Annotated in this window: 14 protein-coding genes; 3 read left to right on the forward strand and 11 right to left on the reverse strand. The window is 65.1% G+C overall.

Annotated elements, in window-relative coordinates; genetic code table 11:
• Window position 1: 1 nt before the first annotated feature.
• From FW760_RS03025 to FW760_RS03050, 6 genes are read right to left on the reverse strand one after another with little or no spacing between them, the layout of a single operon-like run.
• Window positions 2-1,594 (reverse strand): GumC family protein, encoded by a 1,593-nt coding sequence (locus tag FW760_RS03025; RefSeq protein WP_043860605.1) that lies wholly within the window; start codon window positions 1,592-1,594, stop codon window positions 2-4.
• Between the two features lie 20 nt (window positions 1,595-1,614).
• Entirely contained in the window at window positions 1,615-2,637 is a 1,023-nt protein-coding gene (locus FW760_RS03030) for a polysaccharide biosynthesis/export family protein (protein WP_088515060.1), read from the reverse strand.
• A 23-nt stretch (window positions 2,638-2,660) separates the two neighbouring features.
• Complete coding sequence (locus tag FW760_RS03035; RefSeq protein WP_043860607.1) at window positions 2,661-3,308, reverse strand: CpsD/CapB family tyrosine-protein kinase; 648 nt, start codon at window positions 3,306-3,308, stop codon at window positions 2,661-2,663.
• Window positions 3,309-4,055 carry a sugar transferase gene (locus FW760_RS03040; RefSeq protein WP_043860608.1) on the reverse strand — a complete coding sequence of 249 codons (747 nt, stop codon included), beginning with the start codon at window positions 4,053-4,055 and terminating at the stop codon, window positions 3,309-3,311.
• Entirely contained in the window at window positions 4,052-5,134 is a 1,083-nt protein-coding gene (locus FW760_RS03045; RefSeq protein ID WP_043860609.1) for an NAD-dependent epimerase, read from the reverse strand. Before FW760_RS03045 ends, FW760_RS03040 begins: the two co-directional genes overlap by 4 nt.
• A complete protein-coding gene (locus FW760_RS03050; protein WP_043860610.1) occupies window positions 5,131-6,483 on the reverse strand; it encodes a UDP-glucose dehydrogenase family protein in 1,353 nt (450 codons plus the stop codon). Before FW760_RS03050 ends, FW760_RS03045 begins: the two co-directional genes overlap by 4 nt.
• A gap of 408 nt (window positions 6,484-6,891) precedes the next feature.
• Here FW760_RS03050 and FW760_RS03055 point away from each other — a divergent pair, with 408 nt between their 5' ends.
• The gene (locus tag FW760_RS03055; protein WP_058540222.1) at window positions 6,892-8,589 is read left to right on the forward strand and encodes a sulfatase-like hydrolase/transferase; all 1,698 of its coding nucleotides are present in this window, start codon (window positions 6,892-6,894) and stop codon (window positions 8,587-8,589) included.
• Between the two features lie 18 nt (window positions 8,590-8,607).
• Here FW760_RS03055 and FW760_RS03060 read toward each other — a convergent pair whose 3' ends face one another.
• Genes FW760_RS03060 through FW760_RS03075 form a run of 4 tightly spaced genes read right to left on the reverse strand, consistent with a single transcriptional unit; the run spans window position 8,608 to window position 12,062 of the window.
• Entirely contained in the window at window positions 8,608-9,168 is a 561-nt protein-coding gene (locus tag FW760_RS03060; protein ID WP_123753060.1) for a PqiC family protein, read from the reverse strand.
• Between the two features lie 17 nt (window positions 9,169-9,185).
• Window positions 9,186-10,841, reverse strand: a complete 1,656-nt coding sequence (locus tag FW760_RS03065; RefSeq protein ID WP_043860613.1) for a PqiB family protein — start codon at window positions 10,839-10,841, stop codon at window positions 9,186-9,188.
• Window positions 10,834-11,466, reverse strand: coding sequence for a paraquat-inducible protein A (locus tag FW760_RS03070; RefSeq protein WP_043860614.1), 633 nt, complete (start codon window positions 11,464-11,466; stop codon window positions 10,834-10,836). Before FW760_RS03070 ends, FW760_RS03065 begins: the two co-directional genes overlap by 8 nt.
• Window positions 11,463-12,062 carry a paraquat-inducible protein A gene (locus FW760_RS03075; protein WP_043860615.1) on the reverse strand — a complete coding sequence of 200 codons (600 nt, stop codon included), beginning with the start codon at window positions 12,060-12,062 and terminating at the stop codon, window positions 11,463-11,465. Before FW760_RS03075 ends, FW760_RS03070 begins: the two co-directional genes overlap by 4 nt.
• A 130-nt stretch (window positions 12,063-12,192) precedes the next feature.
• On the opposite strand from FW760_RS03075, the gene FW760_RS03080 reads away from it, so the two are divergent.
• Both FW760_RS03080 and FW760_RS03085 read left to right on the forward strand, forming a co-directional pair.
• Complete coding sequence (locus tag FW760_RS03080) at window positions 12,193-13,113, forward strand: aldo/keto reductase (protein ID WP_123753059.1); 921 nt, start codon at window positions 12,193-12,195, stop codon at window positions 13,111-13,113.
• Window positions 13,113-14,378: an NTP/NDP exchange transporter gene (locus FW760_RS03085; RefSeq protein ID WP_446443574.1), complete on the forward strand. Its 1,266-nt coding sequence runs from the start codon at window positions 13,113-13,115 to the stop codon at window positions 14,376-14,378. The genes FW760_RS03080 and FW760_RS03085 overlap by 1 nt, the downstream gene beginning before the upstream one ends.
• 90 nt (window positions 14,379-14,468) lie before the next feature.
• Here FW760_RS03085 and FW760_RS03090 read toward each other — a convergent pair whose 3' ends face one another.
• Window positions 14,469-15,350 carry a bile acid:sodium symporter family protein gene (locus FW760_RS03090; RefSeq protein ID WP_043861212.1) on the reverse strand — a complete coding sequence of 294 codons (882 nt, stop codon included), beginning with the start codon at window positions 15,348-15,350 and terminating at the stop codon, window positions 14,469-14,471.
• Between the last annotated feature and the right edge of the window lie 118 nt (window positions 15,351-15,468).

The following is a 15,468-nucleotide window of genomic DNA, read 5'->3' on the forward strand; positions in this document are numbered from 1 at the left end:
TTCAATTGCGCACCCAGTGCACCAGCCGTGGCAGCGACCAGCCCTTGTGCGGGTTGTGCGTTTCCGGGGTCTGGTCGTTGATCACCAGCAGTACCGGCAAGCCCAGCTGCTGGGTGATCTGCGCCGGGTGCTTGAAGCGATGGTCGAAGAACTCGCGTACATACACCAGGGCGATGCCCAGCAGCAGGCCGGTCAGCATGCCGAACGGAATGATCAGCATCGGCTTGGGAAAGGCCGGCTCGGCGGGTTCATAGGGCGCACTGAGAATCCGTGCGTTGGACACGTCACCCGACAGCAGGCGCTCGCCACGGGCTTCTTCGTAGCGCTGGGTGTAGGTGAAGAACGCCTTGTGCAGGGCGTCGATCTCGGTGTCCAGCTGACGCGCCTTGCTCTGGGTTTCCTGCAACTGGTGCACGCGGCTCTTGTAGTCGGCGATGCGCTGGGTTTTCTGCGCGATCACGTTCTGCACCACGGCCAGGTCCTTCTCGCGCTCCTGGATACGGTTGGCGACGATCTTGAGAAACTGCTGGCGGGTCTTGGCGATCTGCTCGCGCTGCAGCAGCATCTGCTCGCTGCCGGGCTGGAACACTGCCAGGTCGCTGACGTAGGTCAGTACCTGGGTGGTCAGCTGCTCGCCCAGTTGCTTGATCTCGCGGTCTTCGAAGGCCACGTTGTCGACGGTCTGGGTGAAGGTGAAGGGGAAGGCGAAGTCGCGCATGTTGGCGTTGCTGGCCGCAGCCAGGCTGGTCTTGAGGTATTCCAGCCACTGCTGGCTCTGCAGCAGGCGATCGCGGTACTGGTTGAGTGCCTGTTCCTCGGTGTTGATGGCATTGAGGCGGAAGGTGATCTCTTCCTTGGGGTCGGACGAGCCGATGCCTTCGAGCATGCCCAGGCGCTTGCTTTCCAGGTCATCCATGCGCACCTGGTACTGCATCTTCTTCTGCTCGTAGAACTCCTGCGGCAGTTCGTTGGACTGCAGGTTCTGGCGGTTGCGCAGGTAGTTGTCGAGCAGACGGCTGACGAACAGCGTACCGACCTTGGGGTCGGGGAAGCTGTAGGTGATCGATACCACGTTGGAGCCGGGCAGGGTCTCGATCTTCAGGTCCTTGATCGCGTCGTCGGTCAGGGTGTCGAGCTGGGTATCGCGTACCGGGTCGACCTCCAGCCCGAACAGGCTGCGCACCGGGTTGACCACATACTCGCGCAGCGGGTTGACGATCAGGCTGCGGATCGGCCCGAACACCAGGCGCTGCAGCAGGCCGGGGGGCACGTCATACAGGCCCTCGTCGCGCAGCTGGGTGATGGTCTGGCGGATCAGCGTGGGTGAACGCAGGATGTTGCTCTCGGTCTCCATGTCGGCCAGCGAAGGCGGAATGAACTTGTCGGTCTCCTGGGCCAGGGCGGTGTTGGTATCGCTCTGGGAGAGCTTTTTCGACTGCACGATCACTTCGGCCGTGATGTCGAAGCTCTGCTTGAGCACCAGCGGCAGCAACAGGGCAATCACTGCGAACACCAGGAATACCCGCTTCACCAACTGACGGTTGGCGAAGAGGATCCTGAAGAATTCATGCAGGTAGTTTTCTTTGGTAGTCATGCGCGTGCACCTGCCTGGTTTTAGTTGTTGCTGTCTTTGTTGTCGACGCGGTAGGAGAAGCTGAAGCCCACCCCCTGGAACAGCACCACGTCGGCCAGTTGCCGGGCCAGTTCGCCGGCGCTGGCCAGCTTGGTCTTGGGCACGTAGAGCATGTCGTCGGGCTGCAGGTAGGCCACCTGCGCGGCGCTGGCGTCCAGGGCCTTGTCGACGTTGTAGGGCACGGCCTGCACCTGGTTGCCGTTGCGCCGCATGATCACCACCGAGTCGAGCCGGGCCTTGAGGCTGGGCCCGCGGGCCAGGGTCAGGGCTTCGAGCACCGATACCGGGCGCCGGATCGGATAGGCGCCGGGCTGGGCCACCTCACCGAGCACATAGATCTCGTTGACCGCAGTGGACTTGAGCATCACGTCCACCGTCATGCGCCCGGGCAGGTCGGCGTAGCGCTTGTTGAGGAAGGTCTGCAGCTGGGTGACGGTCATGCCCTGCAGCGGCACCGCGCCCACCTCCGGAAAGCTGGCCTGGCCGTCGGTGCCCACGGTGATCTCGCGGCTCATGCCGGTGGCGGGGTGGTTGAGTGCGCTCTTGAGGTTCTGTTCGTTGGTCAGCGGGCTGATCACCTGCACGGTCATCTGGTCGCGGTTGGGCTGGAACAGGCGCTTGTTGCGGTAGGCCTGCTGGATGGCCTGGCGCGCTTCGTCCGGGGTCATCCCGGCGACGTTCACCGAGGTGTTGGCCCGTGGCAGTTCGATGGTGCCATCGGGCAGCACCAGCTGGTTGCCGTTGAGCGAGCTGGCCGCAAGGAAGCCCAGGCCGACGGTGTCACCGGGCTGGATGCGATAGGCCTGCGAGCCGCTGGTGCTGATATGGAAGATCACATCGAGCACGTCCCCCGGGCGCAGCGCCTGCTCGCCGCGTGGCAGCTCGGTGTCCTGGGCGTTGGCCGCGTTGGCAGTCATGATCTGCACCGGCATCTGGCGTGGCTCCTGGCTGGTGCAGGCTGCCAGAGGCAGCAGCGCCAGCAGGGCGAACAGTTTCACATTCATAGCGTCATCCTTAGCCTGGCTGCTCAGAGATTGTTGTAAAGCCATTTGGGCATGTAGTAGCGGCGTCGGTTGAACACGCTGCCGATCAGCTTGGCGCCGGCCTGGGTCAGGCGCTGGGCGGCGGCCTGGGCGACCTCCCAGCGGGTGTCCTCGGCGGTGACCACCAGGATCACGCCATCGACCAGGGTGCCGATCACCAGGCTGTCGACGCTGGAGTACACCGCCTCGCCGTCGATGACCACGAAGCGGTAGTGCGCGCTGAGCTGGCTCAGCAGGGCACGCAGGCGGTCCGGGTTGAGGCGTTCGTTGCCACGCCGGTACTGGCCGCACGGCAACATGTCGAAAGGCTGGTCTGACACCCGCACCAGGCAGTCCTGCAGCACGGGCGGGGTGTCCTGCTCGAACAGCAGGTCGCGAAAGCCGGGCAGCTTCTGCAGGCCCATCTGCTGGGTCAGGCTGTTGCTGGTAGGGCTGCTGTCCACCAGCAGTACCGGTCCGCCGCTCATCAGCGTCAGCTGCTTGGCGAAGGCCAGCGCACTGGTGCTGGTACCGCTGCCGGTATTGGCCGCGGTCAGCAGCAGCACGCGCTGCTCCTGGTCCAGCACGGTGGACGTCAGGTTGGTTTCGCTGGGGGTGGCGATGGTCAGACTTCTCGAAGTAGAACCGTCCATTCAACTTGCTCCGTGGCCGCTGAAGACTTTGAAGGGGGTCTTGAGCAGGATCTTCAGGTCCAGGCTCAAGCTCTGTTCGGCGATGTAACTCAGGTCAAGCTCGACCCGCTGGTCGAAGTCGATGTTGCTGCGCCCCGAGATCTGCCACAGGCCGGTCATGCCGGGGTAGATGCTCAGGCGCGCCAGGTGGCTGTCCTTGTAGCGATAGGCGTTGAAGGAGGTCGGGCGAGGGCCCACCAGGCGCATTTCGCCGCGGATCACGTTGAACAGGTTGGGCAGCTCGTCCAGGCTGCTGCGCCGCAGGAAGCTGCCGATGCGGGTTACGCGCGGGTCCTTGTCGATCTTGAAGTCGATGGCGTCGGCGCCGTGCTTGTTCAGGTGGCGCACCGACTCCTTGAGGTCCTCGGCGTTGGCGACCATGGTGCGGAACTTGTACATGCCGAAGCTGCGCCCGCGGTAGCCGGTGCGCTGCTGCACGAAGAACACCGGGCCGGGGCTGCTCAGCTTGACCAGCACGGCCAGCACCAGCAGCAGCGGTGAAATCAACAGCACGATCATCAGCGCGCCGATGAACGACAGCACGCGGTTGGTGCGCGACAGCGTCCACGGCCGCCCGCCGGCGCGCCCGGTCATCCAGCCACGGCCCTGCATGTGAATCGCCGCATCGATGCGCATGCGGTGATTGGGGTCCATGCGTTTGTCCTGGCGCAGGGCCTGGGTTTCAGCACTTTTCTGTTGGCCTGTCATACCACCCTCCGTTGATGCTCGGGCGCGGCAACCGGCGTTTGCCCGATGGACCGCACAGCGTCGTCGGGCGTGTGCGCGTAATAATCGACGAACCAGGCGACGAAGCGGCGCAGCCCTTCGTCCAGCGAGATGCACGGGGTGAAGCCGGTGGCCTGGGCCAGGGCACTGGCATCGGCGCAGGTGTCCAGCACGTCACCTGGCTGCAGGGGCAGCAACTCGACCTGGGCGGTGCGCTGCAGGTGTTTTTCCAGCAGCGCCACGTAGTCGGTCAGGGCCACCGGCCGTTGCCCACCGATGTTGTAGATGCGCCAGGGCGCGTGGCTGCTGGCCGGGTCGCTGGCCAGGCGGTCCCAGGCCGGGTCGCTGACCGGGGCCAGCGGGATCAGGCGCACCAGGCTTTCGACGATGTCGTCGATGTAGGTGAAGTCGCGCTGGTGCTGGCCGTAGTTGAACAGCTTGAGAGGGTGGCCCTGGCTGATGGCCTGGGCGAACTGGATGGGCGACATGTCCGGGCGCCCCCAGGGGCCGTACACGGTGAAAAAGCGCAGCCCGGTGGTGGGGATGGCGAACAGGTGGCTGTAGCTGTGGGCCATCAGTTCGTTGGCCTTCTTGCTCGCGGCGTACAGCGACAGCGGATGGTCCACTGCGTCCTGCACGGCATAGGGTGTGCGCTGGTTGCTGCCGTACACCGAGCTTGAGGAGGCATACAGCAGGTGCTGCACCGGATGGCGGCGGCAGGCCTCGAGCATGTTGAGGAAACCCACCAGGTTGCTGTCCACGTAGGCGCGCGGATTGTCCAGCGAATAGCGCACCCCGGCCTGGGCGGCCAGGTGGATCACCACCTCGGGGGCGAACTCGGCGAACAGCGCCTCGATGCCTGGGCCGTCGGCCAGGTCCAGGCGGCGCAGGTCGAAATCGCCGGCCTGGGCCTGGACCCAGCGCACGCGGTCTTGCTTGAGCGCGGGGTCGTAGTAGTCGTTGAAATTGTCCAGGCCCACGACCTGATGGCCGTCGCGCAACAGGCGCAGTGTGCAGTGTGCGCCGACGAAGCCGGCCGCACCGGTGACCAGTATTCTCATGGCGCCGATACCTGCGGTTGTACCTGGCGCAGGCCGATGCCGCTGTAGGTCAGGCCGAAGGTTGCCACCTGTTCGGGGCTGTAGAGGTTGCGTCCGTCGATGATCAGGCGTTGGCGCAGCTTTTGCGCCAGCAGGTTGAAATCCACCACGCGGAAGGTCTTCCACTCGGTGCAGATCACCAGCGCATCGGCATCCTCCAGGGTGTCGTCACGGGTGGCGCACAGTTGCAGGTCGTCGCGGTAGCCATACAGGCGCCGGCATTCGGCCATGGCTTCGGGGTCAAAGGCGCGCACCGTGGCGCCCTCGGCCCACAGCGCCTCCATCAGGTAGCGGCTGGGGGCTTCGCGCATGTCGTCGGTATTGGGTTTGAAGGCCAGGCCCCACAGGGCGATGGATTTGCCCTTCAGGCTGCCGGGGAAGCTACGCTTGAGCTTGCTGAACAGGATCTGGCGCTGGCTGTCGTTGATTTCGCTCACGCTCTGCAGCAGGCGCAGCGGCATGCCGCTGTGTTCGGCGGTATGCAGCAGCGCACGCAGGTCCTTGGGGAAGCACGACCCGCCAAAGCCACAGCCCGGGTAGATGAAGTGATAGCCGATGCGTGGGTCCGAGCCGATGCCCTTGCGCACCGATTCGATGTCGGCACCGAGGAACTCGCTGAGGTTGGCCAGTTCGTTCATGAAGCTGATGCGCGTGGCGAGCATGGCGTTGGCCGCGTACTTGGTCAGCTCGGCGCTGCGGTTGTCCATGAACATGAGCTTTTCATGATTGCGGCAGAACGGCGCGTACAGCTCGGACAACTGCTGCTGGGCCTGGTCATCGGCGGTACCGACGATGATCCGATCCGGGCGCATGCAGTCGGCCAGGGCGCTGCCTTCCTTGAGAAACTCGGGGTTGGAGACCACCCGCACCTGCAGTTGATGCTTGCCCAGCCGGTCGAGCTCCTCGCGGGCGAGCGCGGCCACCTTGTCGGCGGTGCCCACCGGCACGGTGGACTTGATGATCAGGGTGCGGTGCGCCGCCATCAGGCCGGCGATCTGCCGGGTGACGCCCAGCACGTGGGAAAGGTCGGCCGAGCCGTCTTCGTCCGGTGGGGTGCCGACTGCAATGAAGATCAGCTCGGCGTGGGCGACGGCATCGCTGGCCTGGGTACTGAACGACAGCCGACCTTCCTTGATGTTTTCCTCGAGCATGCCCGACAGGCCAGGCTCATGAATAGGTGGAACACCTTGTCGCAACTGACTGATTTTATGGGCGTCTACATCGACACAAAGTACCCGGTGACCTACGTCAGCCAAAGCGGCAGCTTGCACAAGTCCGACATAACCGGTGCCAAATACGCTCACATCCATGCTGGCGTGCCTCGTATGGAGTAATGAAAGTGAAACAGCGGGTGTGAATTCGGTATAGACCAGCTGAGCCGGTTTGTGTCAAACCTATGGCATGTATCTGTAGAGTTACAGGTGGTAGGAGTTCCACTGTTTTGCCATCAACCCTTTTCCAATCCGTACCTTAGCGTCGAAATGGGCTGGCACTTGGCCGGTTGTCAATGCGATGAACGGTCGTAGCCCGCGTAAAACGTGGCTCGTGGAATGTGGGTTGTTTCGCGAATGCATCAGATTCCCGCTTGAAAAACGTCATAATCGGCGCCCTGCATTTCGTCATTTTTTTGACAAACTGTGGTTTGCGCTTTGTCGGCATCCTGCTACCGTGTGGGAAACCTCAGTGGGCTGGGGGGAAACATTTCTGGCGGGGAAGTCATGCGCGTTTACATCAAGGGACTGTTGCTGCTGGTCTACCTTCTGAGTTTCCATGCGTACTACCTCGAGCGTCTCGAGGCGATCGGGCTGGGGGTGGCACTGGTGTTGTATGCCGGTGTGTTCGTGCTGCTGGTGGCTGCCCTGTGGCTGTGCGCGAACATACGCCAGGGCCTGGTGCGCTGGCTGTTTGCAGTGGGGTTCTGTGCCAGCGCGGTGTTTTTCGACGCCTATACGCGCATAACCGCCGAATACCTCACCTACAGCGCCTTCGTTTCGATGGTGTATTCGGGTGGGTTCATCGGCGAGGCGCTTGAGCAGTACCACAGCGTGATCCTGGGGGTCGCGGCCAAGGGGCTGCTGTTGCTGCTGGGGCTGGGCCTGCGCCCGGACCCGGTGCAGCGGCTGCCCGGCACCCTGGCGTGGGCCGCACCGCTGCTGGGCCTGGCGCTGTTGACCGGCATCCTGTTCGTGCGTGCCGGCGAGGGCGCACGCGGCCTGCCGGTGATGTACACGCCGCTGGCCTACCTGAACCTGTTCCTCTACGAATCGCTGCACGACAGCGTGGGCCCGCGCCAGCCAGTGACGCTGGCGCGCAGCGGCCCGCCATTGGCGCGCGATATCGTGCTGATCATCGACGAGAGCGTTTCGGGCAACTACCTGGACCTCAATACCCCCAACGGGGTCACCAGCAACCTCACCCACCCCCAGCCGGGGGCCAGCATCTTCAACTACGGCTATGCCGCCTCCATCGCCAATTGCAGCGCCGACACCAACGTCACGCTGCGCTACGGCGGCACCCGCAGCGATTACCTGCGCATCAACTCGACCCTGCCGTCGATCTGGCAGTACGCCAAACAGGCCGGGCTTGGCACCGTCTACATCGACAGCCAGCGCACCGGCGGCAACCTGCAGAACCTGATGGATGCCACCGAAAAGCGCGACATCGACCAGTTCATCCAGTTCGATACCACCCCGGTGCGCGACCGCGACATGGCCGCACTGCAAAAGCTCGTGGAGCTGCTGGGCGACGGCAAGCCGCAACTGATCGTGATCAACAAGGTGGGGGTGCATTTTCCGGTGCACGACAAGTACCCGGATGCGTTCATGACCTACACGCCGGCGTTGCCGCGGGGCCACTATGCCGACATCGCCGATACCGGTCAGCGCGACGGGTTCAGTGGTACCCCGCAGGACTGGGTGCTGTACCGCAACTCGTACAAGAACAGCGTGCTGTGGAGCGTGGGCGAATTCTTCAAGCGCCTGTTTGCCCAGGCCGACCTGAGCCAGGCGGTGATCATCTACACCTCCGACCATGGCCAGGACCTGCATGAACGCGGCAACCCGGGGCTCAACACCCACTGTGGCGAGAACCCGGTTGAGGAAGAGGGCCTGGTGCCGCTGGTGGTGATCCAGGGCCAGGGCCTGAAGACCCTGGACTGGCAGGCGCAACTGGCGACCAACAAGGACCGCTCAAGCCACTACAACATCTTCCCCACGCTGCTGCAGTTGCTGGGGTATGACGCCGCGGCGGTCGAGCCGATCTACGGACACGCGCTCAACGTGCCGACCAACGATCCGTTCAGTTTCAACTACCGCTTCAATGCACGCCTTGGTGCCAAGCCCGAGTTCAAGCATATCGACCTGGACGTGGTGGTCACACCGGGGCCGCAGGGCATGCCGGTGGGCACGGCCCAGTGAGCTGACCGGGCCGATGCCTCAGGAACCGGAGGCCGGGCACCCGGCCCGGGTGTCATCGGCCGCCTGGGCTATCAGCCCTGCAAGACGCGCCACGTTGCGTTGCTGGGCTGCTACCAGCTCGGCAATCCCGGTGCCCGCCGCACTGCGTACCAGGCTGTGGCAGCGCAGGGCGGGGCGGTTGGCATCGCCGCCCAGGGTACGCAGGCGCCAGCGCGCCTCCAGCAGGGCGTATTGCCCGGGTACCGAGTCGAAGCGCTGCACCTCCAGGCGCAGGCCCAGGGTGCGCGGTGCATTGCTGTTGAGCTGGCCGCTCAAGGCGCTGCGCAGTTCATCCACCAGGCTGGCGCCCCACCATTCACTGTCGAGCACCGCCAGGCCGCTGTCGCCCTGACGCACGACGATCTGCTCGCGGTCGACCTGGGGCGGCACGCTGATGGACTCTATGCGCACGTTTACCGCACGGGTCGCCCCGGCCTGCAGCTGCGCAGGCACCAGGGTGTGGTAGTGCACCGGCTCGCTGCGACAGGCCGCCAGCAACAGCGCGATGCCAAGCAGCGAAGGTTTGAGCAGATAGGTCATGGGGCGGGCTCCAGTGCTCATTGGCGCGAGGAAGGTTGCAAGGCATCGGCAGGGGCATTGTCGGGCCGCCCGCGCAGCAGCGACTCGGGGTTGCGCTTGAGGTAGTCGGCCAGCTCGCGCATCGAGCGGGTCATGCGGCCCAGGTCGTCCAGGGTCTGCGACAGCTGCTCACGCTGTGGCGAGTCGTCGGCCAGGGTCGCATTGGCACTCTTGAGCGTGGTGCTCATGTCCTGCAGCGTGCCCTCGATGCCGGGCAGGGTCTTGCCGTTGAACTGCTTGAGCGCCTTGCGCAGTTCCACCAGGTTGGCGTCCAGGTTGCCGGCGATGCGTTCGATGGGCAGCTTGTTGATCTTCTCGACCATGGCCTGGAACTGCTCCTGCAGTTGTTCCAGGCTGCTGGGGATGGTCGGGATGGTGATGGGGCGCGCGCTCGGGTCGAAGGTCACCTTGGGCGCCTTGGGGTAGAAATCCAGGGCGATGTACAACTGCCCGGTCAACAGGTTGCCGCTGCGGGCCTGGGCGCGCAGGCCGTTGTCGATGAAGGTGCCCATCAGGCGGACGCCGGCCTGTTCATCGTCAGGGTTGTGATTGAGCACCTTGAGCATCTTGGTATGCGCCTGGCCCAGGCGTTGCGGGTAGATCACGATGCCCACATTCACCGGAAAAGTGCGGGTCTTGGCGTCGAAGTCGAGGTTGATGGCGACGACCCGGCCGAATTCCATGCCCAGGAACTCCACCGGTGCGCCCACCTTGAGCCCGCGCAGCGACTGGTCGAAGCGCAGCGCCAGGTATTGCGCCTTGCCCGCCGGCGGGGCGAGGGCGGAGGGGCGGTCATCGAACAGCTCGAAGGTCTTGTCTTCGGCCGCCGGCTGGTCGTCGGGGCTGTAGTCCGGGGCCCTGAAGGCCACGCCACCGACCATCAGCGACGACAGCGACTCGGTGCGCAGGGCAAAGCCGTTGGCACCCACCTCGACATCCACGCCGCTGGCGTTCCAGAACCGCGTGTTGTCGGTGACGAAGGCATCGTTGGGGGCGTGCACGAACACTTCGACATTGACCCCTTTGCCGTTGGCGTCCAGCGCGTACGACACCACCTGGCCGACCTGGATCTTGCGGTAGTACACCGGCGAGCCGACGCCCAGCGAGCCGAGGTCGGAGGCATGCAGGTTGAAGCGCTTGCCGGGTTCGCCGTAGGTGATTGGCGGTGGTGTCTCCAGGCCGGTGAAGGTCTTGGCGCGGGTGTCCGACTGCCCGGCATCGGCGCCGATGAAGTCACCGGAGAACAGCGTGTCGATACCCGTTACGCCGCCCGCACCGATGCGCGGGCGCACCACCCAGAACAGCGAGTCCTGGCGGGTGAAGTTCTCGGCCTGCTTGACCAGCTTGATGGTGGCGGTGACGCTCTTCTGGTCCTGGCTGAGCTCCACTTCGCTGACCTGGCCGATCACCACGTTGCGGTACTTCACTGCTGTCTTGTTGGCCTCCAGCCCCTGGCCGGTCTTGAAGGTGACCTGGATACTGGGGCCTTCCTGCAGCCAGTTGTGCACCACCAGCGAGATGCCCACCAGCACTGCCACGATCGGCACGATCCACACCAGCGACACGCTGAAGCGCCGGGTCTGCACCGCCGGGCGAGCCGGTTGTGCCGCGCTGTGGTTGCTGTCTTCACTCATGCGCGGGTTCCTTGCCGTTGGGCGGTTGCCAGATCAGGCGGGGGTCGAAGCTCATGGCCGCGAGCATGGTGAACACCACCACCATGCCGAAAAACAGAATGCCCAGGCGCGGCTCGATGTCGCCCAGGGCCTGGAACTTGACCAGTGCGGCAACCAGCGCCACCACGATCACATCGAGCATCGACCAGTAGCCGATCAGCTCGACGAAGCGGAACAGCTTCGAACGCTGGCGCTGGGCCCAGGTACTGCCGCGCTGCACCGTCACCAGCAGCAGGCCCAGGGCCACGAACTTGGTGGCCGGCACCGCGATGCTGGCGATGAAGATGATCAGTGCGATGTCCCATGAGCCATGGGCCCAGAACTCGAGCACGCCACTCATGATGGTGCTGTCGTCGCCGGCACCGAACAGCTTGGTGTTCATCACCGGCAGCAGGTTGGCCGGGATGTAGAACACCAGGGCGGCGATCAGGTACGCCCAGGTTCGGGTCAGCGACTCGGGCTTGCGCTCATGCAGCGGCGCTGCGCAGCGAGGGCACTGGGTGGGGTGGTCGCGGTTGTCGCAGGCCAGCCCGCAGGCATGGCACAGCACCAGGCCCAGCTCGCTGGCCAGCGGCGGCGCGTTCAAGACAGGTACACCCACAGGTCGCGGATATCGCGCCCGGCCAGGCGGATCATCAGCAGGCTCAGGGCGGCCAGGGCGATCAACCCCAGGCCTGGCAGCACATCGAGCAGCCCGGCCAGCTTGAACACCGCCACCATCGACCCCAGCAGGCACACCTCCAGCATGCTCCACGGGCGCAGGGTTTCCAGCCAGCGCATGCACAGGCTGAAGGCCGGCGAGCGGCGTCGGCCCAGGGCATGCACCAGCACCCACAGCAGCAGCAACAGCTGGAACATCGGCGCGATGATGATCGCGATGGCGGCCACCAGGGCGATGAAGGTGATCGGCCCGGTGGCCAGGGCGCGCACCGAGTCCCATAACGTGGCGCTGTTGTGCAGGCCTTGCAGGCTGATGCTCATCACCGGGTAGAAGTTGGCGAACATCCACAGGATCGCTGCAGTGAGGCTCAGCGCCAGGCGCTGCTGTACATCCAGGCCGTTATGGCGCTGCAGCACGGCGCCGCAACGCAGGCATAGCGCTTTCTGGTGTTTGGCGAGCTCGACCCGTTCATACACGCAGTCGCAGTGTTCGCAGATGATCAACCGATCGGTGCTGGCCACGCTTGGCACTCGCAACAGGGACTAGCTCAATATAGAAGCGCATGGCAATTGAGCAAATCGGCGCCGTTGGGCCATGGTCTATGCTTGACCCTTTGACCCCTTCCAACGCCGCTTTGCAGGAGGCCTGCGCATGCCTACGCGTCGCCGTTTTCTCGCCACCAGTGCTGCCCTGGCCGCTGGCCTGGGGCTGCTGCTGAGCCGCCCGCACGCCCTGGCGCAGCCCCACACGGCGCTGCTCGAGCGCAAGGTGCCGTCCACCGGCGAGGCCTTGCCGGTGATCGGCGCCGGCACCTCGGGCAGTTTCGAGGTGACGGCGGGTTCCCCCGAGTACCAGCAGCTCAAAGCGGTGCTGCAGGTGTTCTTCGACGGTGGCGGCCGGGTCATCGATACCTCGCCCAACTATGGCGGCGCCGACGCGATACTGGGCCAGTTGCTGGAGGAGGGCGGTTGGCGCGAGCGCACCTTCCTGGCCACCAAGATCGCCGCCGACAGCCAGGCTGCGGCGCAGGCGCAATGGGCCCAGACGCTGCGCAGCCTGCGCACCGACAAGGTCGATCTGCTGCAGGTGCACAACCTGCGCGACTGGCAGCGCCAACTGCCCTACGCCCGTGAACTCAAGGCCCAGGGCAAGACCCGTTACGTGGGCGTTACCCATTACACCGATGGCGGGCTGGACGAACTGGAGCGCATCCTGCGCCGCGAGCCGCTGGACTTCATCCAGATCCACTATTCGGTGAATGCGCCTGGCGCCGCGCGCACGGTGCTGCCGCTGGCACAGGACAAGGGCGTGGCGGTGCTGATCAACCGCGCCTTCGACGACGGCAGGCTGTTTGCCAGGGTCAAGGACCAGCCGTTGCCGGGCTGGGCCAGCGAAGCCGGCATCGGCAGCTGGGCGCAGCTGTTTCTCAAATTTGCCCTCAGTCACCCGGCAGTGACGACCGTGATCCCGGCCACCAGCCGCCCGGACCGTCAACGCGACCAGCTCAAGGCCGGCAGTGGCGCGTTGCTCGACACGGCCCGGCAGCAGGCGCTGATCAAGATGTTCGGCTGATGCGCCTGCTGGGCCGGCTGTTCACCTTTCACGACGACGAAACCCCGGCGGTGGTGGGCGGCCTTGCGCTGTTCTTCCTGCTGTTCGCCGGCTATTTCATGCTGCGCCCGGTACGCGAGACCATGGGGGTGGCCGGCGGCGTCGACAACCTGCAATGGCTGTTCACCGGCACTTTCATCGTCACCTTGCTGGCATTGCCGCTGTTCGGCTGGGTGGTGGCGCGGGCCCGGCGGCGCAGGATCCTGCCCTGGACCTACGGCTTTCTGGCAAGCAACCTGCTGGCCTTCGCCCTGGTGTTCGCGGTGCAGCCCGACAACCTGTGGGTGGCCCGGGCGTTCTACATCTGGCTGTCGGTGTTCAACCTGCTGAGCATCTCGCTGGCCTGGAGCGTACTGGCCGACCTGTTCAGCAACGAGCAGGCCAAGCGCCTGTTCGGGTTGCTCGCAGCCGGTGCGAGCCTGGGCGGGCTGGTGGGGCCGATACTGGGTACCCTGCTGGTGGGCGTGGTCGGGCATGCCGGGCTGGTGTTGCTGGCCACGCTGTTTCTGCTGGGCAGCATCGGCGCGGCAACCTACCTGCAGCGCTGGCGCGACCGTGCGCCCTTGCCGGCGGAGGCCGAACACCCGCGCTCCCGGCCGCTGGGCGGCAACCCGTTCGCCGAGGCCGGCGAGGTGCTGCGTTCGCCCTACCTGTTGATGCTGGCGCTGTTCGTGGTGCTGCTGGCCAGCATCAGTACCTTCCTGTACTTCGAGCAGGCGCGGCTGGTGGCACAGACCTTTACCGACCGCACTCGCCAGACCCAGGTGTTCGGCCTGATCGACACCGTGGTGCAGGCACTGGCGATCCTCACCCAGCTGTTTTTCACAGGGCGCATCGCGCGGCGCATGGGGGTGGGCGTGTTGCTGGTGGCGGTGCCGCTGGTGATGGTGGCCGGCTTCCTGTGGCTGGCCCTGGCCCCGGTGTTTGCGGTGTTCGTGGTGGTGATGGTGGTGCGCCGTGCGGGGGAGTATGCGCTGGTGCGGCCGGGGCGCGAGATGCTGTACACCGTGCTGCCGGCCGAGCAGAAGTACCGCGCCAAGAACTTCATCGACACGGTGGTCTATCGCGGTGGCGATGCGCTCAGTGGCTGGGTCAAGCGCGGGCTGGATGTGCTGGGTGAGCACCCGCAACTGGCGATGCTGATCGGGGCGGGGATTGCGCTGGGGTGGGCGGCTACCGGGGGCTGGCTGGGCAGACGGCAGCGGCGATTGGAGCAACGCAATTGAACGGTGTTGGCTTGCTTCGCCGGCAAGGCCGGCTCCTACAGGGGGTTGCGCCGTTCACAGAACCCCGTAGCAGCCGGCCTTGCCGTGCAGTCAGTCGAGCACTGCCACCGGTTCCGGGTTGCGGCTCACCCACCAGCCAAACCCGGCGGCGGTAAAGAACATGATCAGGCTGTACAGCGCCGCCGGAATGGCCATGGTCGAGTTGTTGAGCAGGGTCGGGCTCAGCGCCAGTGCAATCGCCAGCGTACCGTTGTGGATGCCGATCTCCATGCCGATGGCGATGGCCTGGCGCTTCGGAATCTTCAGCATCCGCGGCACATAGTAGCCCAGCCCCAGACTCACCAGGTTGAACAACAGCGCGGCTGCGCCTACCAGGGGCGCGTACTCGACCACGGTGGCCCAGTCTTTCATCAGCGCCAGCATCACCGTGCCGGCCAGGAACAGCGCCGCCACCAGCTTCATCGGCTTCTCCATGCGCGCCGCGAAGGCCGGGGTCAGGCGCCGCACCAGCATGCCCAGCGCCACCGGCACCAGCACGATGGCAAACACCTGCAGCACCTTGGCGAACTGCAGCGGGATGGCCTGGTCGGCGCTCATGAAGTAGCTCAGCGACAGGTTGACCAGCAGCGGCATGGTCAGGATCGCGATCAGCGAGTTCACCGCCGTCAGCGTGATGTTGAGCGCCACGTCACCGTGCGCCAGGTGGCTGAACAGGTTGGCGGTGGTGCCGCCGGGCGAGGCCGCCAGCAGCATCAGGCCGACCGCCAGGGCCGGTGCCAGGCCAAAACCGTTGGCAATCAGAAAGCAGATGAAGGGCAGCAGCAGGATCTGGCACACCAGGCCGATGACCACCGGCTTGGGGTATTTCACCACCCGGGCGAAGTCGGCCAGGGTCAGCGAAAGCCCCAGGCCGAACATGATGATGCCCAGCGCAACGGGCAGGAAGGCGGTCAGCAATGGCGAAGCGGTCATGGCAGCAACTCGCAGAAAAGAGGTGTCGGCATTCTAGGCCACCAGATCGCCATGTGCTGCTGGGGAGGCTCCGTAGATACAAGTCTTTACGAAAAGGTGCGCAGCGTGCACCGGGCAG

The sequence above is a fragment of the Pseudomonas sp. 1176_21 genome (assembly GCF_052850635.1).